Annotated in this window: 18 protein-coding genes; 7 read left to right on the top strand and 11 right to left on the bottom strand. The window is 56.3% G+C overall.

Features of this window, described 5'->3' with window-relative positions; genetic code table 11:
• Positions 1-13 precede the first annotated feature (13 nt).
• On the top strand, positions 14-1,729 hold the full coding sequence (nagE, locus tag AB4P97_RS00855) for an N-acetylglucosamine-specific PTS transporter subunit IIBC (protein ID WP_115146347.1): 1,716 nt from the start codon (positions 14-16) through the stop codon (positions 1,727-1,729).
• 107 nt (positions 1,730-1,836) lie between these two features.
• Here nagE and AB4P97_RS00850 read toward each other — a convergent pair whose 3' ends face one another.
• On the bottom strand, positions 1,837-2,196 hold the full coding sequence (locus AB4P97_RS00850) for a DUF6124 family protein (RefSeq protein WP_042557806.1): 360 nt from the start codon (positions 2,194-2,196) through the stop codon (positions 1,837-1,839).
• 432 nt (positions 2,197-2,628) lie between these two features.
• Between AB4P97_RS00850 and AB4P97_RS00845 the strand changes: the two genes are divergently transcribed.
• The 4 genes from AB4P97_RS00845 to AB4P97_RS00830 all read left to right on the top strand — a co-directional run bounded on the left by AB4P97_RS00845 (position 2,629) and on the right by AB4P97_RS00830 (position 8,476).
• The gene (locus tag AB4P97_RS00845) at positions 2,629-5,397 is read left to right on the top strand and encodes an ATP-binding protein (RefSeq protein ID WP_395601956.1); all 2,769 of its coding nucleotides are present in this window, start codon (positions 2,629-2,631) and stop codon (positions 5,395-5,397) included.
• An 11-nt stretch (positions 5,398-5,408) separates the two neighbouring features.
• Positions 5,409-6,605 (top strand): EAL domain-containing protein, encoded by a 1,197-nt coding sequence (locus AB4P97_RS00840; RefSeq protein ID WP_042557804.1) that lies wholly within the window; start codon positions 5,409-5,411, stop codon positions 6,603-6,605.
• Between the two features lie 518 nt (positions 6,606-7,123).
• Entirely contained in the window at positions 7,124-7,774 is a 651-nt protein-coding gene (locus AB4P97_RS00835; protein ID WP_273874866.1) for a response regulator, read from the top strand.
• A 57-nt stretch (positions 7,775-7,831) separates the two neighbouring features.
• Positions 7,832-8,476, top strand: coding sequence for a response regulator (locus AB4P97_RS00830; RefSeq protein ID WP_042557802.1), 645 nt, complete (start codon positions 7,832-7,834; stop codon positions 8,474-8,476).
• A 9-nt stretch (positions 8,477-8,485) separates the two neighbouring features.
• Here the strand turns inward: AB4P97_RS00830 and AB4P97_RS00825 are convergent, their stop codons facing one another.
• The 6 genes from AB4P97_RS00825 to AB4P97_RS00800 all read right to left on the bottom strand — a co-directional run bounded on the left by AB4P97_RS00825 (position 8,486) and on the right by AB4P97_RS00800 (position 14,443).
• A complete protein-coding gene (locus AB4P97_RS00825; protein WP_395601955.1) occupies positions 8,486-9,010 on the bottom strand; it encodes a fimbrial protein in 525 nt (174 codons plus the stop codon).
• A gap of 1 nt (position 9,011) precedes the next feature.
• Positions 9,012-9,497, bottom strand: coding sequence for a fimbrial protein (locus tag AB4P97_RS00820; protein WP_395601954.1), 486 nt, complete (start codon positions 9,495-9,497; stop codon positions 9,012-9,014).
• 20 nt (positions 9,498-9,517) lie between these two features.
• Complete coding sequence (locus AB4P97_RS00815; protein ID WP_395601953.1) at positions 9,518-10,444, bottom strand: fimbrial protein; 927 nt, start codon at positions 10,442-10,444, stop codon at positions 9,518-9,520.
• Positions 10,437-13,067, bottom strand: a complete 2,631-nt coding sequence (locus AB4P97_RS00810) for a fimbria/pilus outer membrane usher protein (RefSeq protein WP_395601952.1) — start codon at positions 13,065-13,067, stop codon at positions 10,437-10,439. The genes AB4P97_RS00815 and AB4P97_RS00810 overlap by 8 nt, the downstream gene beginning before the upstream one ends.
• A gap of 35 nt (positions 13,068-13,102) precedes the next feature.
• Complete coding sequence (locus AB4P97_RS00805; protein ID WP_042557797.1) at positions 13,103-13,801, bottom strand: molecular chaperone; 699 nt, start codon at positions 13,799-13,801, stop codon at positions 13,103-13,105.
• Between the two features lie 66 nt (positions 13,802-13,867).
• Positions 13,868-14,443: a fimbrial protein gene (locus AB4P97_RS00800; protein WP_042557796.1), complete on the bottom strand. Its 576-nt coding sequence runs from the start codon at positions 14,441-14,443 to the stop codon at positions 13,868-13,870.
• A 180-nt stretch (positions 14,444-14,623) separates the two neighbouring features.
• Here AB4P97_RS00800 and AB4P97_RS00795 point away from each other — a divergent pair, with 180 nt between their 5' ends.
• Positions 14,624-17,872 (top strand): response regulator, encoded by a 3,249-nt coding sequence (locus tag AB4P97_RS00795; RefSeq protein ID WP_042557795.1) that lies wholly within the window; start codon positions 14,624-14,626, stop codon positions 17,870-17,872.
• Positions 17,873-18,504: 632 nt separating this feature from the next.
• Here the strand turns inward: AB4P97_RS00795 and AB4P97_RS00790 are convergent.
• Positions 18,505-18,816 (bottom strand): YqfO family protein, encoded by a 312-nt coding sequence (locus AB4P97_RS00790; protein ID WP_042557793.1) that lies wholly within the window; start codon positions 18,814-18,816, stop codon positions 18,505-18,507.
• Positions 18,817-18,821: 5 nt separating this feature from the next.
• Positions 18,822-22,718 carry a phosphoribosylformylglycinamidine synthase gene (purL, locus tag AB4P97_RS00785; protein ID WP_042557792.1) on the bottom strand — a complete coding sequence of 1,299 codons (3,897 nt, stop codon included), beginning with the start codon at positions 22,716-22,718 and terminating at the stop codon, positions 18,822-18,824.
• Between the two features lie 285 nt (positions 22,719-23,003).
• Between purL and mltF the strand changes: the two genes are divergently transcribed.
• Positions 23,004-24,464 carry a membrane-bound lytic murein transglycosylase MltF gene (mltF, locus tag AB4P97_RS00780; RefSeq protein ID WP_080895990.1) on the top strand — a complete coding sequence of 487 codons (1,461 nt, stop codon included), beginning with the start codon at positions 23,004-23,006 and terminating at the stop codon, positions 24,462-24,464.
• 128 nt (positions 24,465-24,592) lie between these two features.
• Here mltF and pdxJ read toward each other — a convergent pair whose 3' ends face one another.
• The gene (pdxJ, locus tag AB4P97_RS00775) at positions 24,593-25,336 is read right to left on the bottom strand and encodes a pyridoxine 5'-phosphate synthase (protein WP_042557791.1); all 744 of its coding nucleotides are present in this window, start codon (positions 25,334-25,336) and stop codon (positions 24,593-24,595) included.
• Between the two features lie 47 nt (positions 25,337-25,383).
• Positions 25,384-26,073 carry a DNA repair protein RecO gene (gene recO, locus AB4P97_RS00770; RefSeq protein WP_042557790.1) on the bottom strand — a complete coding sequence of 230 codons (690 nt, stop codon included), beginning with the start codon at positions 26,071-26,073 and terminating at the stop codon, positions 25,384-25,386.
• Positions 26,074-26,122: the final 49 nt, after the last annotated feature.

Raw genomic sequence — 26,122 nt, 5'->3', positions numbered from 1 at the left:
AAGGAGAACCGCCATGTATCAACTCTTCATCGAAGGTCTGCAACGCCTCGGGCGCGCGCTGATGCTGCCGATTGCGATCCTGCCCATCGCCGGCCTGCTGCTGCGTCTGGGTGACACCGATCTGCTGAACATCGCGATCATTCACGACGCCGGCCAGGTGATCTTCGCCAACCTGGCAATGATCTTCGCCATCGGCATCGCCGTCGGTTTCGCCAAGGACAACAACGGCACGGCGGGCCTGGCCGGGGTGATCGGTTATCTGGTGATGATCTCCACCCTTAAAGTGCTCGATGCGAGCATCAACATGGGCATGCTCGCCGGGATCGTCAGCGGCCTGATGGCCGGCGCATTGTACAACCGCTTCAAGGACATCAAGCTGCCGGAGTATTTGGCGTTCTTCGGTGGCCGACGATTCGTGCCGATTGTCACCGGGTTCGCGGCCGTCGGCCTTGGCGTGGTGTTCGGCTACATCTGGCCGCCGATCCAGCATGGCATCAACAGCTTCGGCGCCCTGATGATGGAAAGCGGCAGCATCGGCGCGTTCGTCTTCGGCGTGTTCAACCGCCTGCTGATCGTCACCGGCCTGCACCACATCCTCAACAACATGGCGTGGTTCGTGTTCGGCAACTTCACCGACCCAACCACCGGCGCACTGGTGACCGGTGACCTGTCGCGCTACTTCGCCGGCGATCCGAAGGGCGGCCAGTTCATGACCGGCATGTTCCCGATGATGATCTTCGGCCTGCCCGCCGCGTGCCTGGCGATGTACCGCAACGCCCTGCCGGAACGGCGCAAAGTCATGGGCGGGATCTTCCTGTCGATGGCGCTGACTTCATTCCTGACCGGGGTGACCGAGCCGATTGAATTCGCCTTCATGTTTCTGGCGCCGCTGCTGTATCTGCTGCATGCGTTGCTGACCGGGTTGTCGATGGCGATCACCAATGCGCTGAATATTCATTTGGGCTTTACCTTCTCTGGCGGCTTCATCGACATGATTCTCGGCTGGGGCAAATCCACCAACGGTTGGTTGGTGTTTCCGGTCGGCCTGGCTTATGCAGTCGTCTATTACGGAGTGTTTGATTTCTGCATCCGTCGATTCAACCTGAAGACACCGGGCCGAGAAGATGTCGCTGTCAGTGAGAAAGCCGTACTGACTGAAAACGAGCGCGCCAGTGCCTACATCAAGGCATTGGGCGGCGCTGAAAACCTGCTGACTGTCGGCGCTTGCACCACGCGATTGCGACTGGAAATGGTTGATCGCAACAAGGCCTCGGACGCCGATCTGAAAGCGCTGGGTGCGATGGCCGTTGTGCGTCCGGGTAAAGGCGGGAGTTTGCAGGTCGTGGTCGGGCCACTGGCTGACAGCATTGCTGATGAAATTCGCCTGGCGATGCCGGCGTTGGGGCGTGCTGTTATTGCCGAATCTGTTGCAGTGGTCGAAGAGCCAAAAGCAGTGATGGTCGCGGGCGCCGAGGCACAGAAATGGCTGAATGCACTGGGCGGCGGCGGCAATGTGCTGCAACTGGATTGCATTGCGATGAGCCGGATTCGGCTGTTGCTGGCGGATGGCAAGGCGTTGTCCGAGGCTCAGTTGAAAGAGCTGGGTTGTCAGGGTGTCAGCCAGTTGGAAGGTGGGGTCTGGCATTTGCTGGTGGGGGATAAGGCGGCGAGTTTGAGTGGAGCGATTGAGGCTTTGGTCAGTCGTAGCGAGGTGAGTGCCAAGGTTTAGACGTCTGGTGTCTGGACTGGCCTCATCGCTGGCAAGCCAGCTCCCACAGGGGCATGTGTTTCAAACTGTGGGAGCCAGCCTGCTGGCGATGCACGAAGACGCGCTCGTCAGGCTTGCGGGTCGACTCGATCCAGCGCTCGGTTTACCACCAGCTCGGCGAGCATGACGATTTGCTGGATGCCTAACGCCGTGCTGCGCTGCGAACCGCTTAGCTCATTGGCGAAGTTGCTGGCGGCGGTGCTGGCTGAGGCTAATGACTCACAGGCGTGGGCGAGCAGGCTTTCGGTGTCGACCTGGGGGCAGACCATGAACATGGTGCTCGGTCGGCGGGGCTTGGCGGGCTCGGGGCACAGGTAGAAGTCGAGGGCGCGTTTGATGGCTTCGCGGTTTCGGGCCTGCTCTTCGGCGCGGAGGGCTTCTTCGAGTGGGGTTTTGGTTTCGGGTGGGTCGGGGACGGGCTTGGTCATTGAAAAACTCCTTAATGATCGGAGCCATCCAATTGCCGTTTCTCACGCGGCGATATGGTGGCAGCTATGTGCGGGGTGAGAAACCGGGCAAGGAGCAGAACTTCCGGCCAGACCGAAGTCTGCCCGCACACAGCCGCCATAAATTTATTGCAGGCAGCAATAAGCTGACGGCGATTATGACGTACCGATGCTGGAATAACACTTCTTGCCCAGGTTCTCACACCCGATCACCGATTTGCGGTGACAAACAAAGACTAGAGACCCGACGTCCGACGGACAACCTGAAAACCTTGTGGGAAGGTTCTGGTTTTTCCACACGCACTTAAACCCTCCATCTTCTGCCTCGTTGCACCCGTCAGCGTCTGGACCACCCCTGTTAGCTTCAGGAATTGTCTGATTTTTTTTAACATGCCCGACGCTTAGGCTCGCGGCATGAAATCAACTCCTCAAGCTGCCCGAAAACTTCTTCATTTATTTGCCTCTGGCCTGATCATCGCGGTCTTTGCGGGTTCGGTTATCTACTTGCGGGCCGTTTTCAACCAAGAGGTATCGCTGCGTCGCAGTTTCATGAACGAAGCGGTGTTCAGTGCTCAAGATTTTTTCGTCAGCCGTCAGACCTTGCTCAGAAGTCTGGTGTTGGCCGCAGTGCCTGAAAAATCAGAAAACGAACCTTTCATCACTGTTGATCCCGAAGAAGAGGTGAACATCAGTTTGGGCAGCGAGGCAGGTCACTGGAGCATTTGGCTAACCCAACGGATGAGGGACTATCTGCGCGAGAGCAAAGTTAATCTGCTGTATGTGCCGCAAACTGAAAACCCTGAGGTAGTCCGCGTGTTTGACACCTCAAGCCATCTGGAGCCTTTGCCAAAGACCGTGTTGCAGCAATTGATGGATGAGGGCGGCAAGTCATACACCTTTGGCGATGACCTGTGGCTGACAGACAGCAGCAACCTGGACTCGCCCTTCTATCTGTTTACCCGGCTGGATAACCGCAACATGGATTCAGGCTGGTTGGGGATTGAGGTCGAAGTCACCGATCTGGTAGCCGCCTTGCGCAGCGAAAGTGCCGGCGACTTCATGCTGCTGGATGGTCAAGGGCACATCATTTTCACCAATGCATCGCCCTCCACGCGGGTGGATTCATTGCATGCGCTGGAGCCCAAAACCTCCTTCGGATTTATCGGGCATTGGTGGTTTCCTGACAGTTTGGCGATCAGGAAAAAGCTCGGTTATTCAGGCTGGCAAATTGTCTACGCTGTGGATATTCACTCTTTGCTGTCTGTTCTGGCTGGGCCTTTGCTGGGCTGTTTGCTGTTATGCATCGCCGCATGCATTGGCTTGCGCCTTCTCATTTTGCGCATCGACCGACGGCTGATTACCCCGGGTGAAAATCGCATTCAGGCATTGATTGAAAGTGAGGCGTTCAATCGCGCCGTGTTGCAGGTAGCACCGATCGCCTTGTGCGTGATTCGCCGCACCGATGGCACCGTGGTCCTGGAAAACTCGCTATCGCAACAATGGCTGGGCAAAGGCACTGAACGCAGCAAACTGTGCCATGGCTGGATTTATCGTGCATTCGATCAGCCCGACGGGCGCACCAGTGATGAAGTCGAAATGGATGACGGCCGCCTGCTCTATCTGGCGTTCGCGCCGACCCGTTACAGCGGTCAAGACGTGCTGATTTGCGCGTTTAGTGACATTTCTGCACGTAAACAGATTGAAGTAACGCTGGAACGCGCCCGTGAACTGGCGGACCGGGCCAATGAGGCCAAGACGCTGTTTCTGGCGACCATGAGCCATGAGATTCGGACACCGCTTTATGGTGTTTTAGGCACGCTGGAGCTGTTGGCGCGCACCCAACTCAACGATCAGCAAAACAACTATTTAAAGGCGATCGAGCGTTCTTCCGGCAACTTGCTGCAGTTGATTTGCGACGTGCTGGATGTGTCGCGTATTGAGGCCGGTCAGTTGCAACTGGAACTCAACACGTTCAGCCCCATGGAGCTGATAGAAGAAGTGATTCAGGGTTATAGCGGCGCGGCACAAGCCAAAGGTTTGCAATTATTTGCGTTGATTGATTCAAAAGTGCCTGAGTGGCTGAGCGGGGATGTCGCGCGAATCCGTCAGATCCTCAATAACCTGCTCAACAATGCTCTTAAATTCACTGACAACGGAAAAATTGTCCTGCGGCTAAAACTCGATAGCCGTGACGATGAGCGCGTGATGTTGCACTGGCAGGTTTCGGACACGGGAAAAGGCATCGCCCTTGAGGAACAGGCTCGATTGTTCGAGCCTTTTTATCAAGTGGAGTCAGCCAAGAATGTTGTCGCGGGAACCGGCTTGGGCCTATCCATCTGTAAGCGTCTTATGCACTTGATGAACGGCAGTATGCGACTGGTCAGTGAGCCTGGACTGGGCAGTAGCTTCACCCTGCATTTGCCTTTGGAACAGGTTCGAGATTCGGGGCACATAAGCCCTGTGGGCGAGTTGGCACCTAATGTGGTGTACGTCGTGTCTCAACTGCGCGAGCTGGCCGAGTGTTATTGCGGTTGGTTGCGTCGCTGGGGTGCGCGCGCTCAATTGGGAGCCCCCAAGTCTGGAGACGCGCTGGAAGGCGCGGTGTTGCTGGAACTGCATCCAGGTGCGGTCACGCAACTTCTGGAGCCAGGATGGACAGGTTCGGTCGTCGTCGCCGCCAGCGACCTCTCATCACCGCCCACTCCAGTCAGTACGTGCTGGTATGCGGACCTCAATAGTTTGCAGGACGTGTACCGAGCCCTGTCCCGGGCACAAGGCACGAGAACCCATACGCTGCTTGACGCTGACGCCGCAATGCACGAACTCAAACTTGATTTGAGAATTCTGGTTGCCGAAGACAACGTCATTAATCAGCTCATTTTGCGTGATCAACTTGAAGAACTCGGCTGCTCGGTCACCTTGGCCAGTGATGGCCTGGAGGCCTTGGGGCTTTGGCAGGATGCCAAGTTCGACCTGGTGCTGACTGACGTCAACATGCCAAGAATGAATGGCTACGAATTGGCGGCCCAACTGCGCGAGATGAATGTCACGCAACCCATTATCGGTGCTACGGCCAACGCCATGCGCGATGAGGGCGAACGCTGCCTGAGCGCGGGGATGAATCACTGTTTGATCAAGCCTTTTACGCTGCACACCTTGTACAACTGTCTTCAGCACTTCTAAAGGAGGGTCCAGTGAAATCCTATCGAGTCTTGGTCGTTGAGGATCATCCTTTTCAGCATGAGTATTTACTGAATGTTTTCAGTGAAGTCGGCGGCTTTAAAGTTGACACCGTATGGAGTGGTGACGAGGCACTGGAGTGTCTCACGCGCCGCGAATATGACCTGCTACTGACTGACCTGCTGATGCCCGTTATGGATGGGGTACAACTGATCCAGAAAATTGCCGCCCTGAAAAAACGACCGGCGCTGGCACTGATGAGTGCATCGTCACGTCGAATGTTGATCAGCGCAGGGCTGGTGGCGAAAAATCTGGGCATGTCCGTTGTCGGGTTGATATCCAAGCCGGTCGAGTTCAATGCTGTCATGCGTCTAAAGGAGCGGATGGCCATTTTTCGTACGCGCGGTGTGACCGATCCCGCGCTGGCCATCGAACTGGACCCGCTGAGCACCCTGCAAGCGATAGAGAATGGCCAGATTCAGGCTTGGTTCCAGCCCAAGAAATCTCTGCACAACGGCAATATCCTCAGCGCAGAGGCGCTGGTTCGCTGGTTGCATCCTGAACTCGGTGTATTGCTGCCCAAAGACTTTCTGCCGCTCTTGATCAACCAGGGGTTAGAGGAGCGTCTGCTATGGCTGATGCTGGAGCAAACCCTGCGGGCGCAAAGGCAATGGCGCGATCAAGGTTGGGATATCCCTGTTTCCATCAACTTACCGACACACTTGCTGGATAACCACGAGTTGGCCGATCGTTTGCGTGATTACGTGGTAGCCGATGGCGGTGACCCGCGAAGCATCGTGTTCGAGCTGATGGAAAGCTCAGTCACGGAGGAACTCAGCAATTACTACGCGGGCGCTTGTCGCCTGCGCATGATGGGTTTTGGGTTGGCTCAGGATGACTTCGGCAGAGGGTTCAGCTCTTACTTCAACTTGGTGTCCACCCCCTTCAGTGAACTCAAGATTGACCGTTCTCTGGTCCATGGCTGCGTCGAAAATGAAAACCTCGCGTCAGCCTTGCGCAGTTTGGTTGAGTTGAGTCGAAAACTGGGCCTGACGGTGGTTGCCGAAGGGGTCGAAACCCAGGCAGAGCTCGCTTTCCTGCGTAGCATTGGCTGTGATCAGGCGCAAGGGTTTCTGATTTGTGGAGCCGTTTCACCGGCTGATTTTGGAACTCTTCTGTTTGAGGATAGCTCAAAGCCATCATGGAGCTGATTCGGCGCAAAGGGTGATGGGCTGGCCGCTCGTTCAACCGTCTGACTCATTAAAAAACGCATCAGTGGTTAGAAGAAGGATGGGCAGCAGCCTTCTGCTGTCCTGCAGAAGGAAAGTCACGGCGGGCTTGCACCGTCGTCTGCCTACGAACTCTGGATTTGTGAAGTATTCTTCTGTTCATGCCCTGTTCAGTGTGCTCCCGATTGACTGGCGAACACTGGCCAAACCTTGAATTCACTCAGCGATACACAGGGTCTGTTGATGTTTTATTGCGAGCCGCATCGCGGAGGCAAATTTTACCAGGCAAGACTCAGTGCAGCGGGACTGGGGAGGTTCACCTTTCTGTGAGCACTGCAAAGTAGCGTGGCTGAATTTGACACCCGATTCGAAGGGACGAAAAACCCTCGCACGTAAAGCGATGCTTCCCACGCCTGGTTCTGCACGGCGTGGTCATGCGTCGCGCTCGCAATGAAATATCCACAGACTCCAGCAGTGCGTCATTAATTTGGAGCCAGGCAATGCGCGTAATCAAGACAATAATTGCCGACGATCACCCGGTGGTTTTAGTAGGTCTTCGGGAAATGATTCAACGCGATGAACGCTTCACTCTCGTAGACGAAGCCGTCAGTTCATCGCAACTGGTTGAGTTGTTGGCCTTGAATCAACCTGATCTGGTCATCACCGATTTCAATATGCCAGGTGACGATACCTACGGTGATGGCCTGAAGCTGATCGCCTACATCATCGAGCATTTTCCAGAGGTGACCATCCTGGTGCTGTCGATGGTCAGCAATCCGTTGATTATTTCGCGCTTGCTGGAAATGGGCGTGGCGGGAGTGATTGCCAAGAACCATATCCACGAAGAAATCGGTAAAGCACTGAATGCATTGGCCAATGATCGGCCTTATGTCGCGCCGACGGTTCAGAAAACGTCCGTACTTTCCAATCCTAGAGTGATTGACGAGCGCTTCTCCAACCTTTCGCCTCGTGAGGTTGAGGTGTTACGGCTGTTTGTCGCCGGCAGCAGCGTGAGCGAGATTGCCCGCCTACTCAATCGAAGCGTTAAAACTGTCAGCACCCAAAAAGTTTCTGCCATGCAAAAGCTGGAAGTGCTCACTGACCATGCACTGCTTACTTACTGCATCAAGGCTGATCCCTTCGAATCATAAAAATCTGTCGCGCAAGTTCACAGCTATCTGCTTTTCAGGACTGGAGTCATATACGTCATGCCCCAAATGAGAGTCTTACTGGCCGACGATCACCCGATTGTGTTGATGGGCGTACGCGAAATCATTGAGCGTGATCCGCGCTTCAAGGTCGTGGGAGAAGCGATGAATTCGTCTGAATTGATCAGTAAGGTTTTGCAACTGCGTCCTGACGTCATCATTACGGATTACAACATGCCGGGGGATGAGCAATATGGCGACGGCACCCGCCTGGTGGAGTACTTGCGGCGGCATTTTCCCGAGCCTCGGGTATTGATCCTGACGATTATCTCCAACCCGAAGATTCTGAACTGGTTATATGAGTTAGGGATTAGCGGGGTGATTTCCAAGAATGCCGGGCTGGAGCAAATCCTGGTGGCTCTGGATGCGTTCTATCGTGAGGGGCACTACCAGCACGACCCGCTAAATGGAGCATTGAATGCTGACGCGGACGGTATTGCGCAAAGGTTAAGCCAGCTCACGGTAAAGGAGTTTGAAGTCCTGCGCCTGTTTGCCTCCGGGATGAGCGTGAGTGACGTGGCGCAGAGTCTCAATCGCAGTATCAAAACCATCAGCACCCTGAAAATTTCAGGCATGCGCAAGCTGGATGTCGACAGTGATCAAGCCCTTTTGATTCTGTGCATCAAAGCTAATCTGTTCGCCTGACTGGCTTGATCAGAGGTAGATCATTTCCATCAACAGCATTGAGCTGTAATTTCCGATCTCGGGCAATTCCTGCCCGGTTTTTATCGGTCTGACCGATAGTTTGAGTTTGAGCAGCGTGTCTTCCACAGGGAAGACAAGCTGTTCGCCGAGCTTCAAATCAACGACTTTTTCGGTCGTCGCCAGGTCACTCAGGCGGGTTTTCAATCCTAGCTTATCGAGTGAAGTACGCAGTGTGCTGCTGTCGAACGAGCCACTACCTGCACTAAAGCGCAGTTGCACCAGACTGCCTTTGACACACTTGAAATCCAGGGTCACATCGGTCCACTCGCTGGTGTCGGAGCGCAGTGAATTAAGATTGACCTTGGGGATGTCAATACTTTGCGATGCCGGGAAGTCAGCCGAGCAAGGCGGTTTTATCAGCGTTCCGGTGATATCCAGTGAAGAGGAATCGGCTGCGCAGCTTGCGGTGCTAACACCCAGTACAAGTGCAGCGAATAATGCTGACCATAGGCTTGTTCTGGCGATCATGCTCATGTCACAAGTAGTCGATATTGATAACGGCGGAGGCCGAGAAAGCGCCTTCGGACAAGGTGCCTTGAGCAATCAGTTTTGCCTTCATGCTCAGGTCAACCGCACCATTGAGGTTGGTCACGTTTCTCTTGGTCCCCTTTATGTTGATGACTGAATTGTCACTCTTCCAGAACAGTGAATAGCCCAGGTTGGTTCTGCCTGCAGAGGCCACCGTGTCGGTCAGCGCAGAGGATGCCGTCACACTGATGTTCAACGCCGAGTTGGGCGGGCAGGTCATGGTCATCGGCAAATCAATTTGCGCAGCTGTGTCCACCTGGTCATAGCGCAAGGTGCCAAAGTTTGCGGTCAGGGTTTTGCTGCTGGTCATGGTGCAAGGGGGGCGTGTCAGCGTGCCGCTGACGTTAATGGTCACAGTGTCAGTCACCGCGTTGGCCGATGTGCAGGCCAAGCCAGCAAAGAGCGCTGCGGCCAACGATAAATGTAATTTCATGGTCGAGCTCCTGTGCCTGATCAGCGATAGGTGATGTTGAGGGTGTATTGACTTGAGAAATTACCGGTCGGCGAAACGCTGGTATTCAATCGCGGCCGAAACCCCAGGCTAATCCTGTTGGCGCCTGGTGCGAGCGTTAACGTGCGCGGGCTATTGAAGGTCACGGCGCTATCGTTATCAGCCCAGGTGGCCGCCATCGACAGCCCGGCCAACGTAGTCGCAGAAACTCCCGCGCTGCCACTGACGGCGGCTTGGGTCGGGACCAGCGTGGCAGTGACCTGAGTTCCCCGGATGCAGTTCATCGTGACGTTGGCCACTTGCTGGGTAGAGGCAAAGTCGTTGCTGTTCAACGTACCGAAAGACAGGTTCATGGTTTTAGCCGACCCCAAAGAGCAGGCGGGTTGAGCCACGGTGTAACTGAGAACGATGGTCTGGAGATAGTCCGCGTAGTTTTCCCACCCGCCGATAGACGTATCGAAGAGGTTTAAACTCACCATGTAGTCGCCCGGAGTTGTCCCCGCAGAGCCCGCGAATAACACGTCATATGAAAACGTGTTGCCGACATACAAAGGCACGCAACTGGTCGGCACACAGGTTGTGCCGGTTGTTCCCATTCCGCCACTTTTAAGGAATTGGTTGCTGTTTGTATGAAACGCAACGAAGTCGGCACTTTTGCCTTGATTGTATTGCTGCGTAAACGAAAGGTTAGAACCTTTGGGATACCAGCGCGTCACTCGGCAGTTTGCCGTCATGTGTACTTGAATGTTCTCGGAAGGAGCCAGAGTTCCCAAATCAACGATGCCATGGTCACCTGTCGCGGTGCAGGTCATGTTGTTCTGGATAATCGCGAACGCTTGCTGACTTGCAAAACTGAACAACAAGCCGACTGACAACAGGATCGCGGTTGCCCATTTCGGGCGCTGGGGTTTGAACGTTGAGTCATGCATCGGGAGTACCTTGAGTGTCTGCCGGCATTGCCAGCTGTGCATCGCAACGGATCTGCAGTTGCCCGATGCCCGTTTCCGCCAGGTTGTAAGTGTTCAGATCCAACGCTTTGGAGCACCACGGCTTGCCATTGACGTTGATCAGCAGCTGCGCTTTGTCCGGCACGCCTGTCATGAACACCCGGCCTTTGTCTGCCACCATGGCGCTGTTCATCAAGACGCCATTGAGGTCAAACAGCTGAGCCTCGGCCGCAAAGGGCGCAGGCTTGCCATCATTGGCGTTCACGCTAATCAACAGACGGCGGCCGTTGCGGGTTTCAAAGTTGGCCATGACAAACGCGCCGCGGTTAGGGGTGACGACCTGAACCAGGTTCGCGATATCGGTGTTGTCCGATAACGAGTCAGTGTTCAGCGCTATTTTGTTTTTACGGTAAGGCTGGGCGGAAGGAATAACCGTGTAGCCACTGCCGTTGGTTTTGATCCCGCTTTTGGTCAGTACGCCTACATCGCCTGCCCCAGGTGTGGCCACGATGATGTTGGTTTCGCCCAGAGGCTGGGTAAACATCAAGGTGTCACGCGTGGCAACAACCCCGCCTTCTACGCCGTAGTCCATCTGCCGGGTGCTTTGATCCCTGTTGTAAGAGCCGTGCCAAATGGCATTCGCTGCGTTGTAACGCGCGGCAATCGAGCTGCCGAGCATGCGATCTTCATCACTGATCTGTTGATTGATGCCCACGCTGTAAGACAGTGCATCGTCCTTGAGTTGAGAGCCGCTGAACGTGGCGTTACGACTGGCATTGCCCGCCGAGTCCTGGTTGGTGCTCAGGCCAATCCGGCTGCTACTGCCTGGATTGCCCAACGGAATACTCACGCTCAACGACAGGCTGCGAACGTCATCGCCGGTGCCACTGTTCTGTGCCAAACCCACGTTGTAGGAAGCTTGGCCGACACTGAAGCTGTAGCCCAACTGAATCGAGGTATTGCTTTGGGCCCGGTTCCAATAGTCGGTTTTGGTCAGGTTGGCGTACATGCCGCCATAGCTGCCCAGTTGTTGCGAGACGTTGGCGGTAAAGCTGCTTTTCATGTGCCCACCCAGGTAAGGCGAAAAAGCACCGCTGTTGATCATGGTTTCATCGACATAGGGCGTCAGCGTGTTGTTGGCGCGCGCATCAATGGCCTCGTTAAAGCTGTAGTAACCGCTGGTGGAGTAGCGATAGCCCACCAGGCTGAAGCTGGTGTCCGTCAGGTCGATGGACTTGGAGTAGCGAAAACGGTACGACTGACCCGACAGGGTTTTGGCATCAGTGCCGATGTCATCGCTGATGGCATGGGTGACGTCCAGCGAGATGGCACCGAAACCGGCGAAGTCATGCGCAAAGCCCAAAAGCGCGGACTTGTATTGTTCGCTGACAATGCTGCCACCGAATACGGTGGTGCCTTCGGTCAGGCCGCGGCGGTAAGTACCTTGTACAAATCCCGGTTTCTGCCTGTTGAGGGTGCCGTCGGCCGGGCGATATTGGCCTGCGGTCACGCTGTAGCTCTGCTGCCCTTCGCGCAGCATGTAAGGCACAGACGAGAACGACTGGATATACACCTGACGCTCACCATTGGGACCTTCAACGGTGACTTCGATGTCACCGTTGTTTGAAGTCGAATACAGCCCCTTGAGTGCAAAGGGACCCGAGGGCACCCACTGTTCACTGATGACATAGCCGCGCTGGCGCAGCGTTACCCGTGAGCGGCCGTTGGCGACGCCACGGATAACCGGCGCAAAATTGCGCGCATCATCGGGCAACATATCCAGATCGGAAGCGATGCCCACGCCGCGATAGGAGATCGTGTCAAACAGGTCACTGTCGGTTGAGCTTTCACCGATGGTGCCAATGGCCATCATGTTGCCCAGGTCGCGCTGGACATAGGTGTCCACCGATTTCCAGTTGCCTTCGACGTTGGTACTTTTTTGCCAGGTCGAAAAGTTGCGAAAGCGCCAGGCCCCACTGTTAAATCCGCTGTGCACACTGCCGAACTGGGATTGCCGGTTGCCGTTGCGGGTTTCGGACTGACTGCCGGAAAAACTGTAATTGGCAAACGCGACCTGCTCGCCATCACTCCAGTTTTTACGACGGGACTCAAAGGGCACATCGCCAATAAATGCCTGAGGCACTTGCAGGTTCAGCTGCTGCTTGTTGAAGTCATAGTCGTAGGTGATACCGGTCAGTTCGCGATTGAAGTACACGCATTTGTCGCTGCTGATTTCGGCATCTTTCAAGCGTGCGGGATCAATGCCCAACTCGGTCAGCGCCTGAAGACTGAAGCAGGGGAACAGGCCATTAGGGGTTGATACCTGACTGGCGGTTTCGCGAATAAAATTCATGTCCTGCTGCTCGATCGGTCGGTCATTCACTGACAGGTCGACTCGGTAAATCCCCGGCAGTTGGCCCTGGCTCATGGCTTTTACTTGTTCAGCCACTTCGGCTGAAGCATTGCCACCACCAATTTCCAGAAAGGATGAGTCGAAGCTGTAATCTGCATGCGCGACGGTCGCTGTAAGACCGATAGCACCAAGGCCTGCAGTGCTCCAGGTTTTTACTCGGCGCGCGAAGGCGCACATGCGCAGTCGCAGCATGAGGAGGTCCTTCTATTCGACTATTCAATCAGGCATCAATGAACGGTGATGGGTGCTGCCTTGACGGTGCTGCCGTATTCATTGATGTAGGTGAGTTCCAGCTTGTCGCTGTTTTTCAGCGGTATCGCCGTGGTGACGGTATTGCCGGGTTTGATCACCTCAGGCATGCCTTGGCTCGCCTTGTTGTTAATCAGCAAATCACTGACGACCACGTTAAAACCTGACGGGTTGTGCACAGTCAGGTGTCCGCCTTCAGCACGCCATTGCAGTTTTTCCACAGTCTCTTGCAGAGAACCTTGCAAACCCGCGGGGCGGTAGAACAGTTTGATGGTGGTCTTGAGCGCAATCTGTAATACGTTCTGACTGCTCTGCTCGGTACTCTTGGCCGGGATCGCTTTGACATTCAGCAGAAACAGGCTTTCTTTATCTGTTTGCAGGTTTTGCGCATTGGTCGCGATGATTCGCAGGATGTTCTGGCTTTTGGCGTCCAGACGAAACAAGGGTGGAGTGATAATGAACTCATCGGCACTCTCATCCCGATTTTCATAAGGGCTGACCCAGGACTGCACCAGATACGGAACACCGTCTTCACCGGAGTTTGAAAGTGAAAGGTTGGCTTCTTTTTCCTTGCTTTGATAAATGACCCGCGTGGAGCCGACATTGACGCCCGCTTGAACTTGCGGCAGCCAGAAACCTGCTGCCAAAGCCAAAAAGGCTGCAACTTTTAAACGCATTAATATGTCCTCTGTTCAACGCCAGAGCCCGGGCCGAGCCACGGACTCCTGCGTTAAAAAAACGCGTTACTTGTAGGTAACGTCGAAGGTAGCCAGCGCATTGACCGTACCCGTTCCGATGCCGCGGGTATCAGGAGCGCCATCTGCACCCGGGGTATCAGCAACAAGACGTACGTAGGACGCCTTGAAGTCGAACGTGTTGGACTGTGGGCGCAACACGTAATCGGTGCTCGCGGTGTTCAACGGCAGTTTGTCGCCAGTACGGGCGTCGGCGATCTGGATACCGATACCTTTGACCTGGTTAGCGCCGACCATGCCCAGAACGGTGGCGTCCGTTGCAGCCTGTTGGCCGCTGAACTTGATAGAAGCGTTTTTCAGGGTCGAACCGCTGCAGTTCTCCAGAGAAATCGAGAACGGCGTTTCTCCGGCAGTGGCACCTACGGTGTTGGCAAAGTCAGCGATACGAACCTGGCCCATATCAACCGACTTTTTCACGCTTTCGCTGTTAATGGTGCAGGCGTTATCGTTAACAGTACCGGTGAATTCAACTTGGCCATCGGCCGCTTGAGTAGTAGCCGCTGCCATGGCGATCAGCAGCGTTGAACCACACAGAGCGGTGTATTTGCCGATTGTTTGAAACATGAGAGATATCCTCTACAAAGTTATGTGTCATATCCGTTTTTAACAGCCCCTCCCTGCCATGGGCTCGCCGCAGCAGGTGTTGCAAAGGATGCAACGTGTGGGTGGCGAACCCCATCAGACGATTCCTGTTTTAGAACGCTCTGTATCCTTGGTCTGTAAAGCTCTCGATAGGCACCTTCCATGAAGCAAGCAAAAGTACGCCTCGGTGCATTGGCACTGAGCTCACTCAGACTCAATAAACTGTTGTTCCTGCTGACCGGGCTGGCCCTGTTGCTGGTAAGCATGAGTTTTTGGGCGGTTAACCGGGTGTTGAAAGAAGAGAGTGAGAAAACCGATTTTCACTTTGCGCGGTTGATGGAAAGCATTCAGGAGCATGAAGCTTTTTTGCGCACTGCCGCAGAGAGCTATGGCCAAGGCGGTAAGAACCTGCTGCCGGATAGCAAACCGAGTTCACATATCGAGTTGATGAGCCAAGCCGATGAACGCCTGTTTCAGAACAGCGACACGGCCAAATCACTGCCTTTTACGGTCAGCCAGAGAGACAAGTTCACCTCTGATCAAATGACGGGGGTCTACTCGTTTGGCGTTCAACTGACCGATCTTTTTGCCGCGTACTGGTCCGAATCCTATTACGCAGCGCCGCAAGTGTTTGTGTTTTCACCAACGGCCCAGTTCACCATTGCAGTGCCTGGAATTCAGGGGGCGCGGCAGCTTCCACTGCTGCAGAAAGATAATTTCTTCGATATCACCAAACGCCTGTATGACCAACTGATACCCCAAAGCCGGATGCTTGAGAACCAGCAATTACTATGGATGCGAGCCCCGGCGGGACTCATCCAAAAACGTAAATATATTGTGGGGGCTATCGGTGTTGACCTCTCACATCGCTTCCTGCCTGCGCCTGAGGATGATGACTCAGTCATACTGACCGCCCTATTGGATGTCAGCGATATCAATGATCTTGAGCGGTTATTGATGCGCTCCAGCAACAGTCGCCTGACGTTGATATCGCCTGCTGGTGATGTATTGCTTGGCAACGATCAGGATGTACAGGAGCTGCCTTTTGGGTTGAGCTTTGAGCCCGACGGTTTGCACTTCAAGTTGAGTTCGGGCGGGGCGGCCCCCTGGATCGGCTTATATACCATCAGCTACCAGAAGTTTTTTGGTTACGCCAAGTGGCCGTTGTCAGGCGCTGCAATTCTGGTCTTGCTGTTCGGGATCCTTGGTTGGTATCTGAACCGCTGGTATCGCTTGCGGATTATTGAGCCTGCTCAACGCTCCAGTCAGTCACTGGCTGAAAGTGAAGAGTTCAATCGAGTCATGCTCGACAATGCACCCGTCGGGCTGTGTGTGGTACTGCGCGATACGAGGGCCGTGTTGCTGGAAAATCAGCGTGCACAGCAATGGCAGGGCACACCTGAACTGATTGCCCTCTTGAGGCGCAATTATGCGAACCTCGAACCGGGTGAGGTTCAACTTGAGGTTGCCGGTCGTTATCTCCAGGTCTGTTTTGCCTTCACCCGTTATCAGGGCAGAGACGTCGTTCTGTGCGGTTTTAACGACATCACTCGGCATGTAGACGATGCCAATATGATGGAACAGGCACGGCGTTCTGCCGATGAGGCCAGCAAAGCCAAAACCCTGTTTCTGGCCACCATGAGCCATGAAATTCGCACACCTTTGTACGGCGTGCTCGGCAACCTTGAGTTGCTTGAAAGAACCCCTCTTAGTGACCGTCAGCACGAATACCTGAACACGATCCAGCGTTCATCGGCCGTGTTGTTTCAACTTATCAGCGATGTATTGGATGTATCCAAGATCGAGTCCGGGCAAATGGCGGTCGAACCCAAAACGTTCAGTCCTCTGGATTTGTTTGAAGACGTCGTACGCAGCTATGCCGCAGCGGCAAGCAATAAAGGCCTGAAGATATTTGCCTGTGCGGACGCATCCTTACCGCCTCTGTTGTGCGGCGATGCTGTGCGAATCCGGCAAATCATTAACAACCTGCTGAGTAACGCGATCAAGTTTACTGACTTCGGTCGTGTGGTCCTCAGGCTGAAAGTGACGGACATCGAAGACGACCATGTGTCGCTGCAGTGGCAGGTTTCCGACACCGGAGTCGGGATCAGCGATCAGCAGTTGCCCCTCCTGTTCAAGCCTTTTTCTCAAGTGGGAGGAAGCGAGCGCTCTGGCGGTGCTGGTTTGGGTTTGTCTATCTGCGCTCGACTGAGTGAAATGATGGGCGCTAACTTGCGCGTGGTCAGCGAGCCCGGGTTGGGCAGCAGCTTCTCACTCCATATACGTTTGCCCGTGGTTAAAGGCACGTTGTCCAACTGTGCGGACATTGATCTTCATGGGGTGAGTCTCTATGTGCGAGCGCCGCTCAAGGATCTAGGGCAGAGCCTGATCGAATGGCTCAGCCTTTGGGGCGCAAGGGCTCAGACTTTGCCGGCGGCAGGCTATGAAGACAGCAATGCCGTATTACTGGACGTCGAGCCGGATCCACTGACGGCAGCGCCATGGTCAGGTGTGAGCGTCGTTGCAAAGGGAACTGCGACGAGTCATCCGAAAAAAACGGTGTACGGCTGGGAGGTCAACGCTTATGACATCCGCGCTATTGCCAGAACCCTGATGCAATTGGCGCAAGGCGCCGCCCCTGAGCTGTGTTTCAAGGTCTCTCAGCCTGCTGAAGAACTGGATTTGAATGTGTTGGTTGCAGAAGACAACCCCGTTAACCGCGAGATTCTCAAGGAACAACTTGAGGCACTTGGTGCTCGGGTTACCTTGGCTGAGGATGGCGAACAAGCCTTGCAGCGCTGGCAGGAGTCTGCATTTGATCTTGTTATCACCGACGTCAACATGCCCAAGCTCAATGGTTATCAGCTCACTCAACGCTTGCGCCATCTGGACCCGGACGTGCCGATTATTGGTGTAACCGCCAATGCCCTGCGTGAAGAGGGAGAACATTGTCTCGCGGTCGGGATGAATGCATGGTTGGTCAAACCCTTGAACCTCAAGACACTGCTTCAGACCTTGTCAGATTTTACCCGGCAACCTGCGCCCGTTGCTCCGCAGGCAGTCGAGGAAGATGCACCCGATCTACAAACTGATGATCTTGAGGGCTGGATGACGCTATCGCCAGCCATGCACCGTTTGTTTGTCGCAACCATGCAAGAAGACCTGATGCAGGCCGAACTGGCCATGCAAGCGTCTGACAACTCAAAACTGGTTAGCCATTTGCATCGGATAAACGGATCGTTGGCCACGGTAGGTGCGCAGGATTTAGCGGCGGCGTGCAGTATTTGTGAAGTCACATTGCTGCATGAGCGCTTGAATCCAGAGTCTGCCCGCGCGTTAGAAGGGCTGTTCAAGCGCTTACACAGTGCCGTGCTCAGAATGGTCGAGGGTGAGTTGTATCCAAAAAGCTAATCGCAGTGGGGACTGACCGAGGCGTCTGGATGAACTACGCCGACAGGACATACTCAGCCGCACTCCGATTTTGAAAAGCCCACAAATCGGCCCCCTCTCCCTCGGAAGAGGGCTGGCGTGAGGGGCAGCCCCAACACAGAACAAAAGCCGATCGCATGCTCTTCCACCACTCAACAGGATGAGCGCAAGCTCGGCTGCCGCTCTGATCTTGATCCACCGGCCCCGTCGGCAGGCTTCGTTCCGGGATTGATCCGGGGGTGGGAGCGCAGCGACCGTTTGGTGAAGCCAAACACATCGAGAGGAGGTGCAGCGCAGCAAACCGGAGACGATGCGCCCGGATCAATCCCGGAACGAAGGAACCCCGAGCCCCAGCGAGTGGGCCGAACGTTGGGGCAAGCGTTTTTTGCTTACTTTTTTAGGCGCTTGTAAAAAAGTGAGTCGCCGTAAGGGCGAAACCGCCAGCCGCAGCACCCGAAGAAACGGATATTCACACAACCAGCCAAAGCATGGTCGCCTATAAGGGCGCCATCGCTGGCAAGCTCCCACAGCGAAATGAAGTCGCCCTTCAAATCGCAGGCAACAAAAAACCCGCAGACAATCACTCATCTGCGGGTTTCCTGTTCAAGCGGCTATCAGAAATCTTCCAGCCGCCATACCTCATAAGCCGGTGTCTCGTACGGATGGCTGAGCTTCAACGCCGCCACAACAGCAACGATCAACTCATCCGCCACCACAAGCTCAACCTTCCATTCCTCAACCTGCTCGACCTGCCCCGCCTCACCAATGAACGGCTGACTGCCGTCCAAAGGCCGAAACTGACCAGACCCGAGCACCTGCCAGGCACAGTGGTCATAGTCACCGATCCGCCCACCACCGGCAGCGAACACAGCCCCTTTGACCACCTCGACATGACTGTCAGGAACGAAAAACGCCAGCTTGTACACAGGCCTCAGTTCACCCACACGCGAGCATTACGGAACATACGCATCCAAGGTGCGTCTTCATTCCAGTCTTCCGAACGCCACGAGTTCTGCACTGCGCGGAACACACGTTCCGGGTGCGGCATCATGATCGTCACACGGCCATCACGGCTGGTGAGACCGGTAATCCCGCGCGGCGAACCGTTCGGGTTGGCCGGATACGATTCAGTGACCTTGCCGTGGTTGTCGACGAAACGCATCGCCACGCAACCGGACAGATCGGCTTCCAGCAGTGCTTCTTCGCTGGAGAACTCGGCGTGACCTTCACCGTGAGCGATGGCGATCGGCATACGCGAACCGGCCATGCCTTGCAGGAAGATCGAGTTCGACTCCTGAACCTGCACCATCGCCACACGCGCTTCGAACTGCTCGGAGCGGTTGCGCACGAAGTGCGGCCAGAACTCGCTGCCCGGAATCAGCTCGTGGAGGTTGGACATCATCTGGCAACCGTTGCACACGCCGAGGGTGAAGCTGTCGTTGCGCTCGAAGAAACCCTGGAACGCATCGCGGGCGCGGCTGTTGAACAGTGCCGACTTGGCCCAGCCCTCACCGGCGCCGAGTACGTCGCCGTAGGAGAAACCGCCGCAAGCCACCAGGCCTTTGAACTCGTTCAGGTCGACACGGCCGGCCAGAATGTCGCTCATGTGCACGTCGATCGCGTTGAAACCGGCGCGGTCGAACGCGGCGGCCATTTCCACCTGACCGTTGACGCCCTGCTCACGCAGCACGGCAACCTGTGGGCGGATGCCTTTCTTGATGTAAGGCGCGGCGATGTCCTGATTGACGTCGTAGCTCAGCTTGACGCTCAGGCCCGGGTTGTCTTCTTCCAGCAGCACGTCGAACTCTTGTTCGGCGCAGTCGGCGTTGTCGCGCAGACGCTGGATCTGGTAGCTGGTCTCAGCCCAGGTACGTTGCAGCAAACGACGCTGGCCTTCGAACACGGTGTCACCGTTGAAGGTGATATTGATCTGGCCGTTGTTCATTGGCTGACCGATCACCGACACGCAGTCGCCCAGACCGGCAGCGCTGAACTGCGCGAGGATGTCTGGCGTGGCGTCCTGACGAACCTGGATCACGGCACCCAGTTCTTCGTTGAACAGGATCGCGGCGATGTCAGCCGAGGTTTCAGCCAGACCATCAAGGTTCAGGCTCAGACCGCAGTGACCGGCGAAGGCCATTTCCACGACGCTGGTCAGCAGACCACCGTCGGAACGGTCGTGGTAAGCCAGCAGGTGACCGTCGGCGTTGAGGCCCTGGATCACCGCGAAGAAAGCTTTGAGATCTTCAGCATCATCGACGTCCGGCGCTTGCGAACCGAGTTTGCCGTGCACCTGAGCGAGGATCGAGGCACCCATGCGGTTCTGACCGCGACCGAGGTCGATCAGGATCAGGTCGGTGGTGCCCTTGTCCATGCGCAGTTCCGGGGTCAGGGTCTGACGAATGTCAGCCACTGGCGCGAAACCGGTCACGATCAACGACATTGGCGAGGTCACGGTTTTTTCTTCACCGTTGTCATTCCAGCGCGTGGCCATGGACATCGAGTCCTTGCCCACCGGAATGGTGATGCCCAGCTCAGGGCACAGTTCCATGCCGACCGCTTTCACGGTGTCGTACAGACGTGCGTCTTCACCCGGGTGGCCGGCGGCGGACATCCAGTTCGCCGACAGTTTGATGTCGGAGATCTTGTTGATGCGCGAGGCGGCAATGTTGGTCAGGGTTTCACCGATGGCCATGCGGCCCGACGCCGGAGCGTCCAGCAGAGCCAGCGGAGTGCGCTCGCCCATCGCCATCGCTTCACCGGTGTACACGTCGAAACTGGTGGCGGTAACGGCAACGTCGGCCACCGGAACCTGCCATGGGCCGACCATTTGGTCACGAGCAACGAGGCCGGTGATGGTGCGGTCGCCGATGGTGATCAGGAAGCTCTTGCTCGCAACAGCCGGGTGATGCAGAACGCGCTCGATGCTTTCGGTGATGTCGAGATTCGACGGATCGAAGTCATCACCCAACTCGGCTTCACGAACAACCGAACGGTGCATGCGCGGGGCTTTGCCCAGCAACACTTCCAGTGGCATGTCCACCGGGTTGTTGCCGAAGTGGCTGTCGGTGACGGTCAGTTGCGGTTCGGCGGTGGCTTCACCAACGACGGCAAACGGGCAACGCTCACGTTCGCAAATCGCCTGGAAGCGCGCGAAGTCTTCAGGGCCGACGGCCAGCACGTAGCGTTCCTGGGATTCGTTACTCCAGATTTCGTGCGGGGCCATGCCCGGCTCGTCGTTTGGAATGTTGCGCAGTTCGAAACGGCCACCGCGCTCGCCATCGTTGACCAGTTCCGGGAAGGCGTTGGACAGACCGCCCGCGCCGACGTCGTGGATGAAGCTGATAGGGTTCTTGTCACCCAATTGCCAGCAACGGTCGATCACTTCCTGGCAGCGACGCTCCATCTCAGGGTTTTCACGCTGTACGGAAGCGAAGTCCAGATCCGCCGAGCTTGTGCCGGTGGCCATGGAGGAAGCCGCGCCGCCGCCCAGACCGATCAACATCGCCGGGCCGCCGAGCACGATCAGCTTGGAGCCAACGACGATTTCGCCTTTCTTGACGTGTTCTTCGCGAATGTTACCCATACCGCCGGCCAGCATGATCGGCTTGTGGTAACCGCGAACTTCGTCACCGTGCGGCGTGGTAATCGATTGTTCGAAGGTACGGAAGTAACCCGTCAGGGCCGGACGACCGAATTCGTTGTTGAACGCGGCGCCACCGAGCGGGCCTTCGATCATGATGTCGAGGGCAGTAACGATGCGCTCAGGCTTGCCGTACGGCACTTCCCACGGCTGTTCGAAGCCCGGGATCTGCAGGTTGGATACGGTGAAACCGGTGAGGCCAGCCTTTGGCTTGGCGCCACGACCGGTTGCGCCTTCGTCACGGATCTCGCCGCCAGAACCGGTGGATGCGCCCGGGAACGGGGCAATCGCGGTCGGGTGGTTGTGGGTTTCAACCTTCATCAGGATGTGCACCGGCTCCTGCACCGCGCCGTACTGGCGGGTTTCAGGGTTCGGGAAGAAACGGCCGGCAACGTTGCCGACGATCACCGAGGCGTTGTCCTTATAAGCCGACAGAACGCCTTCGCTGTGCATCACGTAGGTGTTCTTGATCATGCCGAACAGGCTTTTTTCCTGGTTTTCACCATCAATATCCCAACTGGCGTTGAAGATCTTGTGGCGGCAATGCTCGGAGTTGGCTTGGGCGAACATCATCAGTTCGATGTCGTGCGGGTTGCGCTTCAAACCGTTGAAGGCGTTGACCAGATAGTCGATTTCGTCTTCAGCCAGGGCCAGGCCCAGTTCGGTGTTGGCCTTTTCCAGCGCGGCGCGACCGCCGCCGAGGATGTCGATCGCCGTCAGCGGCTTCGGCTCGGCGTGGCTGAACAGACCGGCTGCCTGCTCAAGGTTGCCGAGGACGATTTGCGTCATGCGGTCATGCAATACATCAGCAATCTGCTGCGCTTGGGCGTCGCTGAACTGACCGGCAACGTAGAACGCGATGCCGCGCTCCAGACGCTGGATCTTGCTCAGGCCGCAGTTGCGGGCAATGTCGCTGGCCTTGCTCGACCATGGCGAGATGGTACCGAACCGCGGCAACACCAGGAACAGACGGCCGGTCGGCTCTTGAACCGGAACACTTGGACCGTACTTCAGAAGGCGCGCAAGCACCTGCTGTTCGTCGCCGGTCAGGACGCCGGTAACTTCGGCGAAGTGAGCGAATTCAGCATATAAGCCACTGACAGCCGAAACTTTCTGGCTCAGTTGCTCAAGGAGTTTGCTGTGGCGAAAGGCAGAAAGGGCAGGAGCGCCGCGCAGGATCAACATCTTCGGGACAGCCTCGGGAAGGGGTGTGCTTTGAGGCCGTGCATTCTAGCCTAAACCGCCCTCAACATCACCCGAAACGCTACGCACGGTTGCACTCGGGTGTCGATCTGTGTTTCTGCCTCGAGAGTCAAATTTACGGGGCAAGTGAACAACGTTAATTTTTACTGTAACAAAATGCCCTTCACGCCCGTTTCTGCGGGGTTTCGGCTGGTTTTGTGATCTCTAGCAGAGTCGCCCTGCACTGTCGAGATATGGCGCCCGCAGTCCTTTGCGTATACTGCGCAAATGTTTTTCCCAACGGCTTTGCGTCCGCGGTACGCCAAATGGCTGATCGCAACCGGACTCTTCCTGATGCTCGGCGGCTGTGTTGATAAACCCAACACACTCGAGCGCGTAAAGGAGGATGGCGTGCTGCGGGTGGTTACCCGAAACAGCCCCGCCACCTACTTCCAGGATCGCAGTGGTGAAACCGGCTTCGAATACGAGCTGGTGAAGCGCTTTGCCGACGATTTGGGTGTCGAACTGAAAATCGAGACCGCCGACAATCTTGACGACCTCTTCAACCAGATCGGCAAACCCAACGGGCCGGTACTGGCGGCTGCCGGTCTGGTCAGCAGCGACCAGCGCAAGCAGCAGGTGCGATTCTCCCACTCCTACCTCGAAGTCACTCCGCAGATCATCTATCGCAACGGCCAGTCGCGGCCGACCGACGCCGCGGATCTGGTCGGCAAGAAGATCATGGTGCTCAAGGGCAGCACCCACGCCGAGCAACTGGCCGAGCTGAAACAGAAATTTCCCGGCATCGAATACGAAGAGTCCGACGCTGTCGAGGTGGTCGACCTGTTGCGCATGGTCGATGAAGGCCAGATCGACCTGACGTTGGTCGACTCCAACGAAGTGGCGATGAATCAGGTGTATTTCACCAACATCCGCGTGGCCTTCGACCTTGGCGACGCGCGCAGCCAGAGTTGGGCTGTAGGCCCGGGCGAAGACAACAGCCTGCTCAACGAGATCAACAACTATCTGGACAAGGTGCAAAAGAACGGCACCCTGCAGCGCTTGAAAGACCGCTACTACGGCCACGTTGACGTGCTCGGTTACATGGGCGCCACCACGTTTGCCCAGCACTTGCAGCAGCGCCTGCCGAAATACGAACAACACTTCAAGAACTACGCGAAGAAAGAGAAAGTCGACTGGCGCCTGCTCGCGGCCGTCGGTTATCAGGAATCGCTATGGCAACCGACGGTCACCTCGAAAACCGGCGTGCGCGGCTTGATGATGCTGACCCAGAACACTGCTCAGGCGATGGGTGTATCCAACCGCCTCGATCCGAAGCAGAGCATCATGGGCGGCGCCAAGTACCTGGCTTATATGAAGGATCAGCTTGATGACTCGATCAAGGAGCCGGATCGCACCTGGTTTGCACTGGCGGCGTACAACGTCGGCAGCGGTCATCTGGATGACGCGCGCAAACTGACGGCCAAGGAAGGTCTGAATCCGGACAAGTGGCTGGACGTAAAGAAAATCCTGCCACGTCTGTCCCAGAAGCAGTGGTACAGCAAAACCCGCTACGGCTATGCCCGAGGCGGCGAGCCCGTGCATTTCGTGGCGAACATCCGTCGTTACTACGACATCCTGACCTGGGTGACCCAACCGCAGCTTGAGGGTGATCAAGTGGCCGAGGGCAACCTGCATGTGCCGGCGATCGACAAGTCCAAGCCTGCGCAAGAACCTGCCCCACTTTAAAAAACACCCCAAAAACAAATGTGGGAGCGAGCCTGCTCGCGAAGGCGTCGTGTCAGTCGATATCATCTTTGACTGATACACCGCTTTCGCGAGCAGGCTCGCTCCCACAGGTGGGGTTGCGTTGCCGCTTAGTGTTTGGCAGCCGCCAGAATCAGCGCTTTCATCTCAGCCACTGCAGACTTGAAACCCACGAACAACGCATGCGCCACCAGCGCATGGCCGATGTTCAATTCGTTGATGCCCTTGATTGCCGCCACCGCTTCAACGTTGTGGTAGTGCAGACCGTGACCGGCATTGACGATCAGCCCCTGCGCCAGACCAAACGCCACACCGTCCGCTACACGCTTCAACTCTTCAGCGATTTGCGTTGGGGTTTCAGCGTCGGCATAGCGTCCGGTGTGCAGTTCAATCGCCGGTGCGCCAACACGTTTGGACGCAGCAATCTGACGCTCGTCGGCGTCGATGAACAGCGACACTTCGCTGCCGATTTTCGACAGACGCTCAACCGCTGCCTTGATCCGCGCTTCCTGCCCCGCTACGTCAAGACCGCCTTCAGTGGTCAGTTCCTGACGGGTTTCCGGTACCAGGCAGATGTGCGCCGGGCGAATAAGCTCGGCGAACACCATCATTTCTTCGGTGACGCCCATTTCGAAGTTCATGCGGGTTTGCAGCACATCCTTGAGCAGCAGCACATCGCGTTCTTGAATGTGGCGGCGGTCTTCACGCAGGTGCACGGTGATGCCGTCGGCGCCCGCCTCTTCAGCGTCCAGCGCAGCCTTGACCGGATCCGGATAGCGCGTGCCACGGGCCTGACGCAGGGTGGCGACGTGGTCGATGTTCACGCCAAGAAGAATGCGATTGCTGGTGGTCACGGATGCGCTCCTGAATTGAGAGATTCGGCGCACAGCATACGGTGAGATCAGGGCTTGCGAAACAGTTCGCGACTGACGAGGGGGCGGCCGCCCAAGTGAACGGCCAATGCCTGACGCATCAAACGCTTGGCAGCGGACAATGCACCGGGGGCCGACCAATCGGCTTCAGCCATGGCCAGCAGTTCGGTGCCATTGAACAGCCCCGGTTGCAACAGATAGACGCGCTCAAGCCCTGCATCCACTTGCAGGCGATAAAGTCCGTCCGGCGCGACAGGTTCGCCGTGAACATCAGTGCTCATGGAAAACCCGTAGCCAAGATCATCCAACAATCGCCACTCGAAGGAGCGCAGCAAGGGTTCCAGCGGTCGACCTTCAGCCAAGGCCGACAGCGTGGCGGCGTAGTGATCGAATACTGCCGGATGCGGATCTTCGGCGGGCAGCAAGCGAATCAACAGTTCGTTGAGATAGAGGCCACTGAACAGTGCCTCGCCGACCATCCAGGTCGCGGTTCCGGCACTCTCCATGCGCCCGACGTTCTTCAGTTCACCCTTGCCGCGAAACTCCACTTCCAGCGGCACGAATGGCCGCGCCAGTGTCCCGGCCTTGCCCCGCGCACTGCGCAACACCGCCCGCAGCCGACCTTGCGGCGTGAGGAAGTCCACCAAAGCGCTGGTTTCGCGGTAGGCGCGTGAGTGGAGGACGTAGGCGGGTTGGGCGGGAGGTGGGCTTTGCGACATTGAGTTCTCGATGAAGAAACGCAGTTTTACACACAACCCAAAACCACTG

This window comes from Pseudomonas sp. A1230 (assembly GCF_044218825.1).
Lineage (GTDB): Bacteria > Pseudomonadota > Gammaproteobacteria > Pseudomonadales > Pseudomonadaceae > Aquipseudomonas > Aquipseudomonas iridis.
The sequence above is the reverse complement of the archived record's forward strand: the minus strand, read 5'-3'. Positions and strand labels throughout refer to the sequence as shown.